Raw genomic sequence first — 19430 nt, 5'->3', positions numbered from 1 at the left:
TCAGCTGTCATATTACCCGTGCATGCTCGATTGACTCAGGTCGGCAGCAGTAGGTGTGGCGAACTTTCTTCTCTGAGCGATGGTCACTTGAATGTCAGAAAGCTACCGGCATTTTTGTTTTCGAACCTTTAATTCGAGCTATTGAGTGGTGATCTAGATGGAAAGTATCAGTCTTTTATTGAGTGAGGCCCTGAGCCCTTACCAGGTTGCTCTGACGCCTTGCGGGGCTCGGGGCGAATGCCTGGTGACCTTGAAGAATGCTGCCGGCGCCATCGTGGTGGAGCGTGAGGTCAATCGGGCCCAGCTCACTGACAAGCGCCTGCTCACTGATGTGGTGGACGGCCTGCACCGTGATGTGCTGATCGCCGAAGGCCGGCTCGAACCCTGCGTGATCGCCGCCCTGCGCCATGCCGCCGAAGACAAGGCGTTCGCCCGGCGCAATTGATCTGAAATTTTACGGAACCTTCCGCCAGGCCCGTCAGTCAGACTCAGTATCAGCAGGATCAGGCATTGTGCTCCGGTGCTTGTGGCCTGCTGGTACGGGTCTGCAAAGACCACGTTTAACCCCGAGTCGTCTCCCCACTTCTCGGGGTTTCTTTTTGCCCGGCGTTTGTCAGTGGTCCTTCAAGTCCTGGAAGTAGGCCCGGGCATCGGCGCGGTATTCATCGCGCATTCCGGGGTCCAGCCAGGCGGCATACAACTCCACCAGTCGCTCCTCGCGCAGCTTGAGCAGGGCCTGGTTGATCCGGGTGATGGCTTTGCGGCCCTGCGGGGTATCGGAGCAGCCGACGTGGATTTCCTGATACTTGCTGGTGCCTTCGACCGGGTAGAACTCCAGATCCTGCGGGTCCATGCCCTGCTGCACGGCCTGGTAGCGGATTTCCGGCCAGTAGCCCAACAGCAGTTGCAGGCGCCCCAGGCGCTGCATCTGCAGCAGGCTGCCCAGGGCGTCGTTGCCGTAGTGGGCGCGGATTTGCTGCGGAGCAACCTGCTGCAGCAGGTTGTCGAGCTGTTGCCCGTAGCTGCGCTCGGCCACCACCCCGATCAGTTCCTTGCCGCTGTCGAGCAGGCCATGCAGGTCGACCTTGCCGTCATGGATGAAGTGCGCGATCTGTTCACGGTCGGCACGGCGGATCGCCAGGCCATTGCTCAGCACTCGAAAGCTGGTGATGGAAAAGGCCACCCATTGCGCACGCTCCTTGTTCCAGATCAGCGCCGGATCACAGGTGAAGCTGGGGTCGCGCAACATCTGCATGCCCCGGGCGCGATTGACCCGTACCAGTTCGTGCTGGTACTCCGGCAGGCTGGCAATCAATTGCGGCATCAGCAGGTCGACCACTCCTCGACCTTTTTGCTGGCCCTCGAAAATATTCAGCGGCGGCAGGTCGCGCAGCAGCCAGGTGAGCATTTCGCCGGCGTGGCCGGGGGCGCAGGGCAGCCACAGCAGGCAGGTCGCGAGCGCCATCGTCAACCGGCCAAGGCCTGGCCTCGGGCGTCTCTGGGCCCGTTGCGGGGGGGCAGTGTGAGACGGCTGTTTCAGCTTAGATTGCCCCAGAGTTGCGCAGGTCCTGGATCTGCTCGCTGCTGTAGCCCAGGCCGGCCAGAACTTCGCTGGAGTGTTCGCCGAGCTCGGGGCCGACCCAGTCGGCCGAGCCCGGAGTCTGCGAGAGCTTTGGCACGATGCCGGGCATCTTGAAGGCCTTGCCGTCCGGCAGCCTGGCCTGGAGGAACATTTCCCGGGCGAGGAATTGCGGGTCGTGGAACATGTCCTCGGCGCTGAAGATCCGGCTCGCCGGGACTTCGGCCTGGTTCAACTGCTCCAGCACCTGCTCCAGGGGCAGGGACGCCACCCAGCGATCGATCACCCCATAGAGTTCGTCGCGGCGGGTGTCGCGCCCGTCGTTGCTGGCCAGGGCCGGGTCATTGGCCAGGTCCTCACGGCCGATCAGGAGCATGAAGCGCTTGAAGATCGCATCGCCGTTGGCGCCGATCTGCACGTGCTTGCCGTCGGCACTGGTGTGGATCGACGAAGGGGTGATGCCGGGCATGATGTTGCCACTGCGTTCGCGGATGAAGCCGAATACATCGAACTCCGGAACCATGCTTTCCATCATGGCGAAGATCGCCTCGTACAGCGCCACGTCCACCACCTGCCCCTGGCCGCCGTTGACCTCGCGGTGACGCAGCGCCATCAGCGCGCCGATCACCCCCCACAGGGCAGCGATGGAGTCGCCGATGGAAATTCCGGTGCGCACCGGTGGGCGGTCCTCGAAACCGGTGATGTAGCGCAGGCCGCCCATGGATTCGCCCACCGCGCCGAAGCCCGGTTGGTCCTTCATCGGCCCGGTCTGGCCAAAGCCCGATAGCCGCACCATCACCAGTTTGGGGTTGAGGGCGTGCAGCACGTCCCAGCCCAGGCCGAGTTTTTCCAGCACGCCGGGGCGAAAGTTCTCGATCAGGATGTCCGCTTCGCCCAGCAGTTGCTTGAGCACCGCCAGGCCTTCCGGGTGCTTGAGGTTCAGGGTCAGGGACTTCTTGTTGCGTGCCTGGACGAACCACCACAGCGAGGTGCCTTCATACAGCTTGCGCCACTTGCGCAGCGGATCGCCGCCATCGGGTGACTCGACCTTGATCACCTCGGCACCGAACTCGGCGCAGATGCGCGAGGCGAAAGGGCCGGCGATCAGGGTGCCGAGTTCTATCACTTTCAATCCGGCGAGGGGCTTGCTGAGGCTGGTCATGGGGCATCCGCTGGGCAGGAAAATCCGCCTAGCCTAGACCATTGGTCGCCATTAAGGCAGCGCCTGACGCCTGCCTTTGCCGATTATTTCCCGCCCGGGCCAAGGATTATTGTGCTTCTCATTCTATTGGGCGGCAGGGTTTAATGACGCCGCTTGAAAAAAGAGCGGTTGCGAAAGCTGTAAAAGGGTCTATGCAGCGATGGACGCCTTGCGGCTGTTTGCCGAGCGATCTTCCTGATATTTCTTGTTACAAATGTCGCCTGTAAATTTTACATGTGATGAATTGAAAACCTTACATGTGATGTTCTAGTCTCTGCGCCATGGAAAACAAATCCTCAGCCCATTACCAACGTTTATTCCGCCAGCGCCTGCGTGATCAGGGCCTGGTGAAAAAGGAAGTCTGGATACTGCCGGAGAACGCCCAGGCGTTGCTGGCGGTTGAACGCAAACTGCGTCAGCCCTCAGAAGGGCTGGCTCCTGTGGAAAAGGATGGAGAAATGAGCATGCCGCAGATCTGGAATGCCCGATCGCTGTGCCAGGCCCTGGTAGCCACCGAGTTGTTCAGCAGTGGCGAAGCCAGCGTTGAACTGCTGGAGGGTGCCGAGCCGAGCTTGCACGTGACCATGCGCGAATACGGCGACCTGCCGTTGTTCGTGGCCCTGTCCGGCGAGCAGATCCTGGTGGAGGCGCTGCTGTGGCCGCAAAGCGAAGTGACCGATGTGGCCGCGTTCAACGAGGAAGTGTTGCTCAGCCGCCAGTTGTTCCCGCTGTCGAGCATCGGCCTGGAAACCCGCTTTGGCGGTGAGCGCCACTACATGATGTACGGCGCCCTGAGCGCAACCTCGATTCTCTCCAACGTGCTCTACGAGATCGAAACCCTGGCCAGCAACGTGATCAGGGCAACCGAGGCCTACGAAGGCTACCTGAAGGCTCAGGCCTGACCTGGAGGAATGCACATGAACGTATGGAGCAAGCTGCTCACCGCGCTGCGCGGTGGTGCCAATGAGGCGGGCGAGGCCCTGGTGGACAGCCAGGCACTGAGGATTCTCGATCAGGAGATCCGCGACGCCGACCAGGAACTGCGCAAGTCCAAGGAAGCCCTGGCCGAGATCATGGCCCGGCAGAAACTCGCCGCCGAGCGCGCCAACGGCAGCGCGGCCAAGATCGCCGAGTATGAAAGCTACGCCCTCAAGGCCCTGGAAGCGGGCAACGAAGCCCTTGCCCAGGAAGTGGCGCAAAAGATCGCCAACCTGGAAAATGACCTGGCCGTGGAGCGTGAGCAGGCCGATGGTTTTGCCGCCAGCGTCGCGCAGTTGCGCAAGGCCGTGACCCAGGCCGAGGGCAATATCAAGCATTTGAAACAACAGGTGGATACCGTCAAGGCCACCGAAAGCGTGCAGAAGGCCCAGCAGGCCGTGGCCCAGCGCTACGGCGGCTCCCAGAGCAAGCTGCACACCGCCGTGGAGTCCCTGGAGCGGATCAAGCAGAAGCAGGCCGAGCGCGCGGCAAAGATGGACGCCGCGGCCGAGCTGGCCAATACCAGCAGCCCGGACGATGCCCTGGATGCCAAGTTGCGTGAAGCCGGGATCGTTGCTGGCAGCACCAGCGCCGACAGCGTGCTGGCGCGCCTCAAGGACCGTAGCAAGTCCTGATTCACCGTTGTGTTGTAGGGGCGGGGCCGCCTGGCCTTGCCCGGCTTTTTCAGGGATAGGAAAGCAATGGAAATCTTCCTGCAGACAGTGTTGTCGTTCCCCACAGTGCTGTTCAGCTTCATGCTCTGCCTGGCCGTGATCTACTGGGCCGTGGTGGCCATGGGCATGCTTGAAGTCGACCTGCTGGACTTCGAGGCCGACTCGCTGCTCGACAGTGCCCACGCCGGCGAAGGCCTGGCCGGGCTGCTGATCAAGTTCAAACTCAACGGGGTGCCGGTCACCCTGGTGCTGACCCTGCTGATGTTCTTCAGCTGGTTCCTGACCTATTTCGCCGAACTCTACGTGCTCAGCCACCTGCCCCTGGGTTGGCTGCGCTATCCCCTGGGCCTGTTGCTGGCGGTGCTCGCACTGTTCCTGGCAGCGCCCATCAGCGCGACGATCTGTCGTCCGCTGCGCCCGCTGTTTCTCAAGATGGAGGCCACCAGCAGCAAGTCGGTGCTGGGGCAGACGGCTGTGGTACGCAGCGGCAGAGTCACCCTGGAACATGGCGAAGCCGTGCTCGAGGACGGCGGCGCGGGCCTGATCCTGCGTGTGCGTGCCGATGAGGCACGAGCTTTCAAACGCGGCGATCGCGTCGTGTTACTGGAGTATCTGGAGGCGCAACACGCCTATCGGGTCATTACAGAGGACGAGTTTCGCGGCCTCTGAGCCCGGGCTCCCTCAAGAATCAAAGGAGATTGATTGCATGAATTTACCGTCGCTGCTGCCCATCCTGCTCGGGATCGGCCTCGTCGTCCTGGTGGTCTTCGGCCTGTTGGCCCTGTTCAAGGCCTTCTATATCAAGGTTCCCCAAGGCACGGCGTTGATTGTCAACGACATGTCCTCGACCCCCAAGGTGCATTTCACCGGTGCCCTGGTGTACCCGGTGATCCACCTCAAGGAGTTCATGCGCATCTCGCTGATCACCCTGGAAGTCGACCGTCGGGCCAAGGACGGGCTGATCTGCCGCGACAACATGCGCGCCGACATCACCGTGGCCTTCTACCTGCGGGTCAATGAAACCCAGGAAGACGTGCTCAAGGTGGCCAAGGCCATCGGTGTCGACCGTGCCTCCGACCGCGCCGCGGTCAACGAACTGTTCAACGCCAAGTTCTCCGAAGCGCTGAAGACCGTGGGCAAGCAGTTCGATTTCGTCCAGCTGTTCGAGAACCGCCAGGACTTCCGCGACCGCATCATCGAGATCATCGGCAACGACCTCAACGGCTATGTGCTGGAAGACGTGGCCATCGACTACCTGGAGCAGACCGCCAAGCACTCCCTGGACCCGAGCAACATTCTCGACGCCGAGGGTATCCGCAAGATCACCGAGCTGACCGCGGCGCAGAACGTCATCACCAACGAACTGGAGCGCAACCAGGAACTGGCGATCCAGAAGAAGAACGTCGAGACCCGCGAAGCCTCGCTGTCCCTCGAACGCCAGCAGGCCGATGCCGAAGCCCGGCAGAAGCGCGAGATCGAAACCATCCGTGCCCGCGAGGAAGCCGAGACTGCCAAGGTCAAGGAAGAAGAGCGCCTGAAGGCCGAACAGGCACGCATTCAGTCCCAGCAGGAAATCGACGTGCGCACCGAGAACCATCAGCGCGAAGTCGAAGTGGCCCAGCAGAACCGCCAGCGTGCGGTGGTCATCGAAGTCGAGAAAGTCACCCGCGCCAAGGACCTGGAAGTGGTGGCCCGCGAGCGTGAAGTGGAACTGCAACGCATCGAGAAAGAAAAGGCTCTGGAAGAACAGCGCAAGAACATCGCCACCGTGATCCGTGAGCGGGTAGCGGTGGAGAAGACCGTGGCCCAGGAGGAAGAGCGGATCAAGGAAGTGCGCGAAGTCTCCGAAGCCGAGCGCGCCAAGCAAGTGGTGGTGATCCAGGCCCAGGCCGAAGCCGAGCAGGATCTGGTGCGCCAGGTGAAGCAGGCCGAAGCCGACGAGACCCGTTCCAAGCACAAGGCCGTGGAAATCAACAACCTGGCCCAGGCCGAACTGGAAGCCGCGGCCAAGCAGGCCGAAGCCAAGAAACGCCTGGCCGAAGGCCTGGAAGCCGAGCGCGCCGCGCCTGGCCTGGCCGATGCCCGGGTGCTGGAAATCACCGCAGCGGCCCAGGAAAAAGAAGGCCTGGCCCAGGCTCGCGTACGCACCGAGCAACTGATTGCCGAAGCCCGTGGCGAGCAGGAAAAAGGCCTGGCCGACGCCCGCATCATGGAAGCCCAGGCGGCTGCCAAAGAGAAGGACGGCCTGGCTGAAGCCAAGGTCATGGAAGAGAAGCTCGGTGCCCAGGCCCGTGGCGAAGAACAGTTGGGCGCGGCCAAGGCCAAGGCCACCAAGGACCTGGGTTCGGCCGAAGCCGAAGTGCTGCTGCAGCGCCTGAACGCCGAGGCCGAAGGCCTGGGCAAGAAGTTCGGTGCCCTGGACTCCCTCAGCGACAGCGCGCGGTCCCACGAAGAGTTCCGCATGCAACTGGAGAAGAACTTCGAGGAAGCGATGGCTGCCATCGCCGCCAACAAGGAAATCGCCAAGGACCAGGCCGAAGTGCTGTCGGCTGCCCTCAGCAAGGCCAAGATCGAGATCGTCGGCGGCGAAGGCGACTTCTTCAATTCCTTCGCCAAGTCGCTGTCGGTGGGCAAGGCCATCGAGGGCGTGGTGGGCAAGAGCCCGGTGGTCCAGGACGTGCTGGCACGCCTGCTCAATGGCAAGGGCGCTCCGGCCGTAGCCGCTGAGCTGGCCGCCGCTGCCGTTACGCGCAAGGCCGACGCTCCGTCTGCCGAAGCCTGAAATGCCTGACCACAGCTGATTCGCCAGCCCTCGCCTGATCCTGTAGCCGTCGTTTTTATCGACGGCTGCAGGGCAGGTGTCAGGCGGCGGGTTTCAGCTGGCTGGTTTCAGGTGCTGGGCTCCAGGTTTGAGGAGCCCGCTTTTTTGCATACCGCCGTAGATCCAGGAAGGCCACGATGTCGGACGCTCAAGTCGCAACTCCCCCACAGGACGTATTGGATAAGGCCGTCGCCGAAGGCGGCGCCTATGAGGTGCTGCACAAGCGCCTGCTGGACCAGGGCCAGCGCCTGCGGGCCACCACTGACGACCTCAACCAGCGGCGTCTCGACGAGTTCGGCAACAGCCGCATGGAAGTGGTCGGGCGGGTGCGCATCCGTACCGAGAACAACTGCATCGCCCGGGACATCGTCCAGGTCGGCGACTGCCTGCTGTTCGGCTACAACGTGTTTATCGGCCTGAAGAAGGAAACCAGCGTCGCTGACGTGTTTTCCCTCTATCGGTTGGTGGAAGAGGGCGAAGGCTACGAAGCCGAGCCCGTGCCCCTGGAAGGCAGCTTTTTGGCGGCCCAGGGCTTCCTCAACGATTTCAACGAGCTCTATACCTATTACAAGAACACCCGCCTGCTGCAACTGGCGATCCGTGACGGCAAGCTGCTGGCAAGTTTCCAGATCGGCGAGCGGGTCACCGATGTGCGGGTGTTCCGCTGGTCGATCTCGGTGGACGGACGTGATGTCCGTTACATCGACAACCGTGGCGAGCGGGATATCGCCCTGCCGGCGCCCTTCGATTTCGAATGGAAGAAGGCCACCCGCGAGATGGTGGTCGAAGGCCGCTTCCCGCACCTGAACATCCTCGACACGGTGTTCGTCGAAACCATCGGCGGCGACCTGACCATCAAGGTCGAGAACAACACCGAATCGGGCCTGGGCATCTATCGCGAAGAGGTGCTGGACAAGACCCAGTCCCTGGACGACTCGCAGATCGAATTCGCCCGCCTGGGCAGCCTGATCCTGCTCAAGGTCTTGCCGTACCGTGAAGAGCAGTGGCGCTACCTGGTGTTCAACAGCCTGACCCGCCAGGTGGAGCGCATCGACGCCATCGGCCTGGCCTGTGTGCAGTTGCCGGAGGACCACGGGATCATCTTCCCCGGCGGCTACTACCTGCAAAGCGGCGAGTACAAGACTTTCGAGCAGTCCATGGAGGGCATGCGCTACAAGCGCTCGGTGCGCTCGCCCAACGGTGAAGATGTGCAGTACATCTTCTACCACCCGGAGCAGGGCCGCTCGGTGCTGCTGACCTACAACATGATCAACCGCCAGTTGCAGAACCCGCTGTTCGGCCACGGCTACGCGCGGCTGGAAGACGGGCGCATGGTGATCTTCGCCGCCGAGGGCGACGAGCCGACCCGGGTCCACCCGATGCAGGTCTGGCAGACACCGTTCTTCACCGAGGAGTACGCCGCGCGGCAGCCGACCCGCAGCGGTTTCCTCGGGCGCATCGGCAACGCCGAACTGGTGCGCAGCGTTTCCGACCTCTACGACCTGTGCCGCGAGATCGACACCCCGGCGGTGTCGGTGCAGCGCTACTCGCTGCTGTGCCAGAACACCCGTCGGCTGTTCGATGTGTACCACTGGCTGGGCAGCGACGAGCTGGACGGCCTGGCCCCGCTGCTGCGGGAAGTGGCGTCCACGTCGGAGTTGGTGCTGGACGAATACGAGAAGGTCGAAAGCATCCGCCGCCAGTCGGACCAGGCCATGGTGGCCGCGGAGGCCAAGCAGAAAGCCCTGCTGGACAGCCTGCTGGTGGACAGCTGGGACCAGGTGCAGAGCTTCGTCGATGCGCTGAACGGCATCACCACCCAGCGCGGCCTGCTGCTGACCATTCGCGACTACCGCTACATCGACGTGGCGCGCATCGACGCCATGGAAGCCGAGCTGCTCAAGGCCCAGGAACGCACTGCCGCCGGCACCGCGACCTTCCTTGCCAGCGAGCAGGCCCTGCAACCCTTCGTCACCCAGCTCGAAACCCTGGACGCCCAGGCGCAGAAAGCCGAAACCGTGGCCCAGCTCAGCGAGCCCCTGGGCGCCCTGCAAGCCATGGCCGGGGACCTGGACATGCTGTCGAGCCTGATGGCCTCGTTGCAGATCGACGACGCCACCCAGCGCACCCGGATCATCGAATCCATCTCGCAGATCTACGCCCGCCTGAACCAGGCCAAGGCCCGCGCCGAACAACGGCGCAAGGCCCTGGGTTCGACCGAGACCGTGGCCCAGTTCGGCGCCCAGTTCAAACTCTTCAGCCAGGGCATCACCAACGCCCTGGCCCAGGCCCAGGACCCCGAGCGTTGCGATGAGCAACTGTCGCGGTTGCTGGTGCAGCTTGAGGAGCTGGAGAGTCGCTTTGGCGATCACGAACAGTTCCTCGGCGACATCCTCGGCAAGCGCGAGGAGTTGCTGGAAACCTTCGAGGCCCACAAGCAATCGCTGCTCGACGAGCGCCAGCGCAAGGCCCAGGGGCTGCTGGATGCCGCGCGGCGGATTCTCGACAGCCTCGGTCGGCGCACCGCCAAGTTCACCCAGGCCGAAGAGCTCAATGCGTTCTTCGCCGCCGACCCGCTGATCCTCAAGCTGCGGGAGCTGGCCGAGCGCCTGCGCGAGCTCAAGGACAGCGTCAAGGCCGACGATGTCGAGTCGCGCCTCAAGGGCGCCCGGGACCAAGCCGTGCGTGCCCTGCGCGACAAGACCGAGCTGTTCGAAGAGGGCGGCAACGTCATCAAGCTGGGGCCGCGCCACCGCTTCAGCGTCAACACCCAGGAGCTGGACCTGACCCTGATGCCCCGGGGCGATGAGCTGCACCTGCACCTCACCGGCACGGATTTCCTCGAACCCCTGCGCGACCCCGAGCTGGAGGCCCTGCGGGACTTCTGGCAGGTAGCCCTGGAGTCGGAATCGGCCCAGTTGTACCGCGCCGAATACCTGGCCGGGCAGGTGCTGGACGCTGCCGACCGCGGCCAGGAAGGCCTGAGCCTGGAAAGCCTGAAACCCTTGCTGGCGCACCCTGAAGAACTGGCGCGGGTGATCCGCGACTTTGCCGCGCCGCGCTACAAGGAAGGCTACGAGAAGGGCATCCACGACCACGACGCCGCAGCGATCCTCCTGCAGCTGCTGCCCCTGCGCGACAGCGCCGGCCTGCTGCGTTTCGGCGCGGCGGCCCGTGCCTTTGCCTGCCTCTACTGGGATCGCCAGCAGGAACAGCCGCAACCTCGGCAATGGGTGGAACGTGCCCGTACCAGCCGGCATATCCAGCAACTGTTCGGGCGTCGTGAAGGCTTGCTGCAATTGCAGGAGGAAATCCTCGTGGCGCTGGGTGACTGGCATCAGCAGCACGCCTTCACCTTGGCCGCGGAGCTGTTGCCGGAGGCTGCCGAGTACCTGGTTCAGGAACTGGCCGCAGAACGCATCGAATTCACCTTCAGCAAATACGCCAAGCAGCTGCAGGAAGCCCTGACCCTGCGTCTGCAGGGCGCGCGGATGTGGGACGACTACCAGCAGGCCTTGGCGCGGCTGGTGGAACGGCCTGCTGCACAGTGGGCATTGACCGAGAACTGGCTCTCGGCCCTGTGCGCCGAGGGCGAGTTCGCCGAGTGGGCCGACTACGTGCCCGAGGCGGTGGCCCTGTCGCTGCTGCGGGAAGACTTTGCCAAGCGCATCACCGAAGTCGATCTGCGGTTCAAGGTCGACAACCTGATGGGTGAGCACCCGCGCATCCAGGAGCGCAGCCTGTCACTCACCGTGGACGGCTTCTTCGCTCGCCTGCGGGCTCACCGCGAACAATTCCTGCCTGGCCTGCAGCGTTACCAGAGCCTGCGCCAGGGCATCATCAGTCGTGAACGCTCGGCCCTGCGCCTGAGCGAATTCAAGCCGCGGCCGCTGAGCTCCTTCGTGCGCAACAAGTTGATCAACGATGTGTACCTGGGCTTTATCGGCGACAACCTGGCCAAGCAGATGGGCACCGTGGGCGAGAACAAGCGCACCGACCTGATGGGCCTGTTGATGCTGATTTCGCCACCGGGCTACGGCAAGACCACCCTGATGGAGTACGTGGCGCACCGCCTGGGCCTGATCTTCATGAAGATCAACGGCCCGGCCCTGGGGCACCAGGTCCGTTCCCTGGACCCGGCCCAGGCGCCGGACGCCACTTCGCGCCAGGAGCTGGAGAAGCTCAACCTGGCCCTGGAGATGGGCAACAACGTGATGCTCTATGTCGACGACATCCAGCACACCCACCCGGAATTCCTGCAGAAGTTCATCTCGCTGTGCGACGGCACCCGGCGCATCGAAGGCGTGTGGAAAGGCCGCACCAAGACCTACGACATGCGCGGCAAGAAGTTCTGCGTGGTGATGTCGGGCAACCCGTATACCGAGTCCGGCGAAGTGTTCAAGATCCCCGACATGCTGGCCAACCGGGCCGACATCTATAACCTCGGTGACACCCTGGGGGGCATGCAGGACGCCTTCGCCCTGAGCTACATCGAAAACGGCCTGACCTCCAACCCGGTGCTGGCGCCACTGGCCACCCGCGACATGGCGGACGTCTACCGCTTCGTCGCCAAGGCCGAGGGCAAGGCCTTCTCCAGCAACGAGCTGAGCCACAGCTACAGCGGCGCCGAGATCAACGAGATCACCACCACCCTGCAACGCCTGATGCAGGTGCGCGACGTGGTGCTGCGGGTCAACCAGCAGTACATCGCCAGCGCCGCCCAGGCCGACCAGTACCGCAGCGAGCCGCCGTTCAAGCTGCAGGGCAGCTACCGCAACATGAACAAGATGGCGGAGAAGATCTCGGCGGTGATGAACGACGCCGAGCTCCTGCAACTGCTGGCCGACCACTACCAGGGCGAATCCCAGTTGCTGACCACCGGCGCCGAGGAAAACCTGCTCAAGCTCGCCGAGCTGCGCGGTAACCAGACCCCGGAGCAGAGCGAACGCTGGACCCAGATCAAGCGCGACTTCGTGCGCAACCGTTCCATGGGCGGCAGCGACAGCGATGTCGGTACCCGCGTCGTGGCCCAGCTCAACGATCTGGTGGAAGGCGTGCGCGGCCTGGCCCGGCCCGCGCCGCAGCAAGGCATGCGTGAAGTGCTGGAGAACCTCTCCGAGCACCTGGAGCAGAGTTTCCTGCCGCTGCTCAAGGTCATGCACAAGAAGATCGATGTCGACCTGCACAGCCACCAGCGCATTGGCGACATTGCCACGCGCCTCGACGAACTGAGCCAGATGCTCAGTAACGGCGAGGTTCCGACCCTCAAGGACTCCCAACCGTAGGAGCCGGCTTGCCGGCGAACAGCCAAGGATCACGACATGGATTTTGCCCACCTGGACCAGCAACTGCGCGACAGCGTGCTGGACCTGAAACTGAGCAACGAAGAGCGGGACGAGCTGCGCCAGCTGGGCAGCGAACTGGGCCAGGACCAGGTGCGCTACATGCGTAACCGTGCCTTTGACCTGGTACGCGAGCTGGCGCTGGCGGACAGCGTCAATGTGCTGCCGGCGTTGAAGTGGCTGGAACAAGTGATCAAGACCCTGGACGCCAACAGCGCCCCGGTGCGGGACATGGCCAGCGCCCACTTCAGCCCCGGCGAAGACTGCCGGCGCAAGATCCGCGACCTGTGCCGCCAGGCCCGAATCTCGGTGGATATCTGTGTGTTCACCATTTCCGACGATCAACTGAGCGACGAAATTCGCGCCTGCCACCAGCGCGGCGTGGCCGTACGGGTGATCAGCGACAGTGAAAAGCAGTTCGATGTCGGCAGCGATATCGCCGCGCTGCGCGAGGCCGGGGTGCCGGTGCGGATCGACGACACGCCGTTCCACATGCACCACAAGTTCGCCGTGTTCGATGGCCGGACCCTGCTCAACGGCAGCTTCAACTGGACCCGCAGCGCCACCACCGGCAATGAGGAAAACCTGCTGGTGATCGACCATCCGCAACTGGTGGCCAGTTACCTCAAGGAGTTCAACGAACTCTGGAGCCGCTACGCGCCGCGTTAAGGCGTGCAGCGGCGGGCCTTGACGCGGCCTCAGGCGGCGTTCGGCTGGCCCCAGGCGCTCTCGGCGGCCAGGTGGTCGATCAACTTCTGGCACAGCCCTTGGGCTTTTTCCGGGGCGCTCTGGCGCAGGGTTTCCAGGGCCAGGTGCAACTGTTGCACCGGGTTTTCGCCGATAAACAGGTTGCCCGGTTCCAGCCCGGCAATCGCCTCGTCGAAGCGTTGCTCGTGGATGTGCTTGAGCACCATGGCCTGGCTCAACTGGTGGGTGTAGGCCGCCTGCTGCTCCAGGCGAGCTTTCAGTTCGACAGCCTTTGCCTGGTCGTCGATGTAGACGTAGCTCAGCGCCAGCTGTTCCAGGAAGAAGTTTTTTTCCGCTGGATCCAGAGGCGCATTCTGACTGTCGTCGAGGGCTTGCACCGCCTGGTCCAGCAGTTCACCGGCTTGCCGGGTCTGCTCCAGGTCGTGCAGCAGCTTGGCCTGCAAGGCCAGTTTCATCGGTCGATCGGCGTATTCGAGCTGGGTGTTGAGGCGCGCCATTTCCTCCAGATTGTTGCGGATCAGCCAGCTGTCGCGGCGCAGGCGCGGCAGGTCGGCCTGCACCCGCAGTTGGGTTTCCAGGATCAGCAGGCGCAACCATGGCCATTGCTCATCGCCACGCAGGGTTTCCAGGGTCAGCAAGGCTTGCTCCAGCAGATGGGCGCACCATTGCGAGTGTTCCTCGACGTAGCTGCCCCACAGGCAGACCAGGCACCAGATACGCTGCGAGGGCGAAACGGCGCAGGCCTGCAGGGCCGCCTCGGCCTTGGCCATTTCGTTGCGCCCGACATGCCAGTTCAACAGGCTCAGCAGTAGATCGCTGGCGTAGCTTTCCGGCATCTGGGCGATCAGCTGTGGAGCCAGATCCGGGCGGTTGGCGTCCAGTATCAGCTTGAGCAGCGGCGGGTAGCCGAAGTAGTCCTCGGGCTCGAGGGCCTGCGCCAGCAGTTCGAACCCGGCCTCGAATTCCCCGGTTTCCATGAGCAGGGTCACGACGATGATCCGAGCCGATCCGGGCAATTGCGCAGCCATGGCCGGGAACTGCGCATCTTGCCCCTGGGCACGGTACTCGCGCAGGGTCTGCTCTATCTCGTGTGGGTCCAGTTCGTTGACCGGCTGTTTGAGCAGCAGTTGCCAGGCCAGGCCGATGCTGATGGCAGCCTCGTCGGCCAGGCCCAAGCTGCGTTGCAGGGCAGCCAACTGCCGGTGCTCGCCGGGGGAGTCCGGGCTCAGCTGGTTGACGCCGAAGGTCACCAGCAAGGCGCGGGCCTGCTCGTGTTCACCCTTGGCCAGCAGCAGCGGGATGCGCAGCAAGGGCGCTGACGGCAGGGGTTGATGCAGGCGCTCCAGCAAGCCCAGCACAGCCTGCGGGCCGTCGTTGTCGAGCAGGGTTTCGAGCAACTGGTTCAGTGCCATGGGCTGGTAGGTTTCATCCAGCTCGGCCAGTACTTCCAGGGCCTGTTCCGGGTGCCCCTGCCGGTACAGCGCTGCGGGCATCTGGAACAGCCCCAGTTGCCGGGCTTTACCCGTCAGGCGTTGGGCCAGTTGCAGGCCCACTTGCGGTTCGATGGCGCTCAGGTGCGCCGCGCGATTGATCTGCGCCGCCTCGTCTAGGGTGATGCCCAGGTCATTGCCGGCGCTGCGCTTGTTGGCATAGACCACCAGCAGCGTTATCACGCCGGTAATCAGCAGCAGGATGATAAGTACTTCCATGATGAATCTTCCTCGGGTGCGGCTGTTGGCCGGTGACGCGCCCCGCCAAGGGCGCGCAACCGGGGGGCGTCAGTTGGTCTGGGAACTGAGCCAGATCTGGCCGTTGGCAATGCGCGCCATCAGCTGCTGTTTCAGCTCGCCGGCACGTTCGGGGGCACGCTGCTGCAGGTCTTCCAGGGCCTGGTACAGCAGCGACAGGGGCTTCTTGTCACTGAGCAGGATGCCCAGGTTCAGGCCCTCGATGGCTTGGGCGTAACGCTGATGCTGGATATGGTTGAGCAGCAGTTCCTCTTCCAGGATGCGACTGCCTGAATCCTCGGCGTTGAGCCGGTCCTGCAGGGCCTGGGCCTGTTGTACATCGTCGATGTTCAGATAGGCGCTGGCGATGTCCTCCAGGTAGAAGCGGGCGTCCATCTCATCCACATCCGGCAGCGGCTCGCCATCCAGTAGCTGCACCGCCTGCTCCAGCAGGGACCTGGCCTGGGCGGTCTGGTCCAGGGCGTGCAGCAGCTTGGCCTGGTCGCACAGATGCAGCAATTGCTCGTCACCGGGCATCTGCTGGCGCAGGCGGTGCATTTCCTCGATGCTGCTGCGCACCAGCCAGCTATCCCGGCGATGAGCTGGCAGGTGGCTTTGCATCAGTAGCTGGGTTTGCAGGGCCTGCATGCGCAAGCTGTTGTAGAACTCATGTTCATTCTTGTAGCCGTCGATCAGTTGCAGGGCCTGGGCCAGCAGGGCTGTGGTCCATTGCGGCTGCGCCTGGTGCAACTCATCGCAGAGGTTGAGCATCAGCCCCGGACGCTGCGACTCGTGGCTGGCTCGCGCCTGCAGCAGGGCCTCGGCTTCGGCGGTCTGGCCCTGGGCCGCCAGATGGTTGAGCAGTTGCAGCAGCAGGCTGTGCTGGTGCATCTCGGGGGTCAGGTCCAGCAGGCGCAGGGCGGTTTCGGTTGGCTGGCGTTTCAGGGCCGAGTCCATCAGGTCGCTGTAGGTCGAGGAGTAGAGGGTGCCGTTGTCGGCCAGCAAGCTGAAGGCCGGCTCCACCTGGCCGGCATCGAACAGCGCGATCAGCGCCTGCACCTGTTCCTCGGCCGGCAGTTCGGCCGAGTGGGCCAGAATCCGCTCGGCATGCCCTTGGGTGGCGAAGGCGTCGAACAGGCTGCGCAGCACAGTGTGATAGCGCTCCTGCCCGGGTTGCTGGAAGCTCGCCCAGGCCTGTTCGAGGCTGATCAGCGCGGCGTCTTGCATGCCCGCCTGAAATTGCAGGCGCGACAGCATCAGCAGATTGCCGATGCTCTGGCGTTCATGGGCCGCAGGGTTTTTCGGGTCGCCGAGCTCGCCGATCAGGGCCAGGGCGCGCGCCTGTTCACCGCGGGCCTGGAGGATTGGCACCTGCAGCAGCGGCCAGCTGGGCAGGGATTCGCCCCAGTGCTCCAGGAGCTCCAGGCAGGCCTGGGTATCCTGGCTGTCGAGCAGCGTTTCAATCAGGGTATTGAGCACGTATTCCCGAGCGTGAGGCGGCAGTTGCTGGTAGATCGCCGTGGCCTGGGCCTTGTGCCCAGCTACATAGAGCTCGCTGGCCACCAGTTGCAAGGCCAACTGCTGCGCTTCGCCCTCCGGCAGTTGCAGCGCCAGTTCTAGGGCCAGCTGCGGCTCGGCCTTGCTCATCAGCAGGGTCTGATTGATCTGGGCGGTGAGGTTGCCGGTCTGTTCCAGGTACTGCTGCTGGTCGGCGGATTTCTGGCGCAAGTACAGGATCAGTGCGATGAACAGCAGCACGATGACGAGCAGGGTGACAAAGAGGGTCATGGACGTCCTTTTCTATTGCACAGCGGCTCTGGCGCGGTGCGCGTCAGCCGGTTTGCGCGGGGTTATAAAGCCATGGCTACAGGCTGGCAACCGACTTTACCCAGCCAATGCGTTTCAGCGGATGTCATCCAGGGCGGGGGCGGCCCGGTCAGCGGTCGGGCAGGGCGGCGGGTTTCGGGTTAGACTTGCCGCCTTTTCGCACATTCAAGAAGCCCGCACATGGCCCAGCCGTCCACCACCTACAAATTCGAACTGAACCTGACCGACCTCGATCGTGGGGTCTATGAAAGCGTCAAGCAGACCATCGCCCGTCACCCTTCGGAAACCGAAGAGCGCATGACCGTACGGCTGCTGGCCTACGCCTTCTGGTACAACGAGCACCTGTCGTTCGGTCGGGGTCTGTCGGACGTGGATGAACCCGCCCTGTGGGAAAAGAGCCTGGATGACCGCGTCCTGCACTGGATCGAAGTCGGCCAGCCGGACGCCGATCGCCTGACCTGGTGCTCGCGCCGCACCGAACGCACCAGCCTCCTGGCCTACGGCAGCCTGCGGGTCTGGCAGACCCGGGTGCTGGACGCGGTGAAGAACCTGAAGAACCTCAACATCGCCGGCGTGCCCCAGGAAGTCCTCGAGACCCTGGCCAAGGACATGCCGCGCGTCATCAAGTGGGACGTGATGATCAGCGAAGGCACGATCTTCGTCACCGATGATCGCGGCCAGCACGAAGTGCAGCTGGAATGGCTGCTGGGCGAGCGCGGCTGATCGCCCGCTCTGCCCCTGAACGATCCACCGTCCCCCCAGAGAAGTTGCTGTTAGCCCATGCGTATCGAACCCCGTGAGTTGCCCGCCGTCCTGCCCTTTCTCGGCGATCTGCCGCCGCTGCTGACCCGCCTCTACGCCGCCCGTGGCGTGCAGTCGGTGGAGGAGCTGGACAAGAGCCTGGCGCGGCTGATCCCGTATCAGCAGCTCAAGGGCATCGATGCCGCGGTGGACCTGCTGGTGACCGCCCTGGACCAGCGCCAGCGCATCCTCATCGTCGGCGACTTCGACGCCGACGGCGCCACCGCCAGCACCGTGGGCCTGTTGGGCCTGCGCCTGCTGGGCGCGGCCCATGTCGATTACCTGGTACCCAACCGCTTTGAATACGGCTACGGCCTGACCCCGGAAATCGTCGCCGTGGCCCTGCAGCGCGAACCGCAGCTGCTGATCACCGTGGACAACGGCATCTCCAGTGTCGAGGGCGTGGCGGCGGCCAAGGCAGCAGGCCTGCAAGTGCTGGTCACCGACCACCACTTGCCCGGCCATGAATTGCCTGCGGCGGACGCCATCGTCAACCCCAACCAGCCGGGCTGCGAGTTTCCGAGCAAGGCCCTGGCCGGGGTCGGGGTGATCTTCTATGTGCTGATGGCCCTGCGCGCGCGTTTGCGCAGCCTGGGGCGCTATGAAACCCGGCCGCAGCCGAACATCGGCGAGCTGCTGGACCTGGTGGCCCTGGGCAGCGTGGCGGACGTGGTGCCCCTGGACGCCAACAACCGCATCCTGGTGCACCAGGGCCTGGAGCGGATTCGCGCCGGTCGCGCGCGGCCGGGGCTCAAGGCGATTCTCGAAGTGGCCAAGCGTGATCATTCGCGCATCACCTCCACCGACCTGGGCTTTATCCTCGGCCCGCGGCTCAACGCCGCCGGGCGCCTGGACGACATGAGCCTGGGTATCGAGTGCCTGCTCAGCGACGACGTTTCCGCCGCTCGGGCCATGGCCGCCCAGCTGGACGAACTGAACCAGGACCGCAAATCCATCGAGCAGGGCATGCAGCGCGAAGCGTTGGCCCAGCTCAAGGAACTGCCGGTGGAGTCGATGCCGTTCGGCCTGTGCCTGTTCGACGCCGACTGGCACCAGGGGGTGATCGGGATTCTCGCCTCGCGCCTGAAAGAGCGTTACCACCGGCCGACCATCGCCTTTGCCGATGCCGGTGACGGCATGCTCAAGGGCTCGGCGCGTTCGGTGCCGGGCTTTCATATCCGTGACGCCCTGGACGCCGTGGCCGCGCGCCATCCGCAACTGATCAGCAAGTTCGGCGGCCACGCCATGGCCGCCGGCCTGTCGTTGCCGGAGCAGAACTTCCCGGCCTTTGCCGAGGCCTTCGACGAAGAAGTGCGACGCCAACTGCGCGAAGAAGACCTCACCGGGCGCCTGCTGTCGGACGGCACCCTGGCCGTGGAAGAGTTCCACCTGGAACTGGCCCGCGCCCTGCGCCACGCCGGCCCCTGGGGCCAGCATTTCCCCGAGCCGATGTTCCATGGCGTGTTCGAACTGGTGGAGCAGCGCATCGTTGGCGAACGCCACCTGAAAGTGGTGCTGCGCAGCGAATGCGGCTCACTGAAGCTGGACGGCATCGCCTTCGGCATTGACCGCGAAGTCTGGCCCAACCCGACCATCCGCTGGGTGGAACTGGCCTACAAACTCGACCTCAACGAGTTCCGTGGCCAGGAAACCGTGCAGTTGATGATTGCCCACATCGAACCGCGCTGACCTGCGAAAGGGCGCCGGGCCTTGCCTTGTGCGTCCCCACCACCTTCCCCCGCCTCTGCTGGCAACCCCTGTAGCCGCTGCCG

At 63.9% G+C, this 19430-nt stretch carries 13 protein-coding genes; 9 read left to right on the top strand and 4 right to left on the bottom strand.

What is annotated here, in order from left to right; genetic code table 11:
- Positions 1–157: 157 nt before the first annotated feature.
- Positions 158–445, top strand: a complete 288-nt coding sequence (locus F6S12_RS10175; RefSeq protein WP_011059456.1) for a DUF3509 domain-containing protein — start codon at positions 158–160, stop codon at positions 443–445.
- A gap of 168 nt (positions 446–613) precedes the next feature.
- On the opposite strand, the gene F6S12_RS10170 is transcribed toward F6S12_RS10175, so the two are convergent.
- Together F6S12_RS10170 and F6S12_RS10165 are read right to left on the bottom strand one after the other, a co-directional pair.
- Positions 614–1465, bottom strand: coding sequence for a TIGR02285 family protein (locus F6S12_RS10170; RefSeq protein WP_015634285.1), 852 nt, complete (start codon positions 1463–1465; stop codon positions 614–616).
- A 76-nt stretch (positions 1466–1541) separates the two neighbouring features.
- Positions 1542–2741 (bottom strand): CaiB/BaiF CoA transferase family protein, encoded by a 1200-nt coding sequence (locus tag F6S12_RS10165; RefSeq protein ID WP_011059458.1) that lies wholly within the window; start codon positions 2739–2741, stop codon positions 1542–1544.
- Positions 2742–3061: 320 nt separating this feature from the next.
- Between F6S12_RS10165 and F6S12_RS10160 the strand changes: the two genes are divergently transcribed.
- From F6S12_RS10160 to F6S12_RS10135, 6 genes are all read left to right on the top strand, one after another.
- Positions 3062–3682 (top strand): YjfI family protein, encoded by a 621-nt coding sequence (locus F6S12_RS10160; protein ID WP_011059459.1) that lies wholly within the window; start codon positions 3062–3064, stop codon positions 3680–3682.
- A 15-nt stretch (positions 3683–3697) separates the two neighbouring features.
- Positions 3698–4393: a PspA/IM30 family protein gene (locus F6S12_RS10155; RefSeq protein WP_041116143.1), complete on the top strand. Its 696-nt coding sequence runs from the start codon at positions 3698–3700 to the stop codon at positions 4391–4393.
- A gap of 66 nt (positions 4394–4459) precedes the next feature.
- Positions 4460–5101: an OB-fold-containig protein gene (locus F6S12_RS10150; protein ID WP_011059461.1), complete on the top strand. Its 642-nt coding sequence runs from the start codon at positions 4460–4462 to the stop codon at positions 5099–5101.
- 37 nt (positions 5102–5138) lie between these two features.
- Positions 5139–7214, top strand: coding sequence for a flotillin family protein (locus F6S12_RS10145; RefSeq protein ID WP_011059462.1), 2076 nt, complete (start codon positions 5139–5141; stop codon positions 7212–7214).
- 176 nt (positions 7215–7390) lie between these two features.
- Positions 7391–12538 (top strand): DNA repair ATPase, encoded by a 5148-nt coding sequence (locus F6S12_RS10140; RefSeq protein ID WP_019094778.1) that lies wholly within the window; start codon positions 7391–7393, stop codon positions 12536–12538.
- A 36-nt stretch (positions 12539–12574) separates the two neighbouring features.
- Positions 12575–13264, top strand: coding sequence for a phospholipase D-like domain-containing protein (locus tag F6S12_RS10135; protein ID WP_011059464.1), 690 nt, complete (start codon positions 12575–12577; stop codon positions 13262–13264).
- Between the two features lie 29 nt (positions 13265–13293).
- Here F6S12_RS10135 and F6S12_RS10130 read toward each other — a convergent pair whose 3' ends face one another.
- Positions 13294–15012, bottom strand: a complete 1719-nt coding sequence (locus F6S12_RS10130; RefSeq protein ID WP_315868875.1) for a hypothetical protein — start codon at positions 15010–15012, stop codon at positions 13294–13296.
- A gap of 69 nt (positions 15013–15081) precedes the next feature.
- The gene (locus F6S12_RS10125; protein WP_019093924.1) at positions 15082–16818 is read right to left on the bottom strand and encodes a hypothetical protein; all 1737 of its coding nucleotides are present in this window, start codon (positions 16816–16818) and stop codon (positions 15082–15084) included.
- A 219-nt stretch (positions 16819–17037) separates the two neighbouring features.
- Here F6S12_RS10125 and F6S12_RS10120 point away from each other — a divergent pair, with 219 nt between their 5' ends.
- Positions 17038–17580 (top strand): YaeQ family protein, encoded by a 543-nt coding sequence (locus tag F6S12_RS10120; RefSeq protein WP_011059467.1) that lies wholly within the window; start codon positions 17038–17040, stop codon positions 17578–17580.
- Positions 17581–17637: 57 nt separating this feature from the next.
- The gene (gene recJ, locus F6S12_RS10115; RefSeq protein ID WP_072451195.1) at positions 17638–19347 is read left to right on the top strand and encodes a single-stranded-DNA-specific exonuclease RecJ; all 1710 of its coding nucleotides are present in this window, start codon (positions 17638–17640) and stop codon (positions 19345–19347) included.
- The last annotated feature ends 83 nt before the right edge of the window (positions 19348–19430 follow it).

This window comes from Pseudomonas sp. JV245A (assembly GCF_032424515.1).
GTDB lineage: Bacteria > Pseudomonadota > Gammaproteobacteria > Pseudomonadales > Pseudomonadaceae > Aquipseudomonas > Aquipseudomonas protegens.
This window is presented reverse-complemented; position numbering and strand designations above follow the sequence as displayed.

Excerpts from the sequence above, each read along its gene's own strand:
- F6S12_RS10135 (WP_011059464.1), top strand. The coding sequence starts at position 12,575 with ATGGATTTTGCCCACCTGGACCAGCAACTGCGCGACAGCGTGCTGGAC.
- F6S12_RS10160 (WP_011059459.1), top strand. The coding sequence starts at position 3,062 with ATGGAAAACAAATCCTCAGCCCATTACCAACGTTTATTCCGCCAGCGC.
- F6S12_RS10125 (WP_019093924.1), bottom strand. The coding sequence starts at position 16,818 with ATGACCCTCTTTGTCACCCTGCTCGTCATCGTGCTGCTGTTCATCGCA.
- F6S12_RS10155 (WP_041116143.1), top strand. The coding sequence starts at position 3,698 with ATGAACGTATGGAGCAAGCTGCTCACCGCGCTGCGCGGTGGTGCCAAT.
- F6S12_RS10140 (WP_019094778.1), top strand. The coding sequence starts at position 7,391 with ATGTCGGACGCTCAAGTCGCAACTCCCCCACAGGACGTATTGGATAAG.
- F6S12_RS10165 (WP_011059458.1), bottom strand. The coding sequence starts at position 2,741 with ATGACCAGCCTCAGCAAGCCCCTCGCCGGATTGAAAGTGATAGAACTC.
- F6S12_RS10130 (WP_315868875.1), bottom strand. The coding sequence starts at position 15,012 with ATGGAAGTACTTATCATCCTGCTGCTGATTACCGGCGTGATAACGCTG.
- recJ (WP_072451195.1), top strand. The coding sequence starts at position 17,638 with ATGCGTATCGAACCCCGTGAGTTGCCCGCCGTCCTGCCCTTTCTCGGC.
- F6S12_RS10150 (WP_011059461.1), top strand. The coding sequence starts at position 4,460 with ATGGAAATCTTCCTGCAGACAGTGTTGTCGTTCCCCACAGTGCTGTTC.
- F6S12_RS10120 (WP_011059467.1), top strand. The coding sequence starts at position 17,038 with ATGGCCCAGCCGTCCACCACCTACAAATTCGAACTGAACCTGACCGAC.
- F6S12_RS10170 (WP_015634285.1), bottom strand. The coding sequence starts at position 1,465 with ATGGCGCTCGCGACCTGCCTGCTGTGGCTGCCCTGCGCCCCCGGCCAC.
- F6S12_RS10145 (WP_011059462.1), top strand. The coding sequence starts at position 5,139 with ATGAATTTACCGTCGCTGCTGCCCATCCTGCTCGGGATCGGCCTCGTC.
- F6S12_RS10175 (WP_011059456.1), top strand. The coding sequence starts at position 158 with ATGGAAAGTATCAGTCTTTTATTGAGTGAGGCCCTGAGCCCTTACCAG.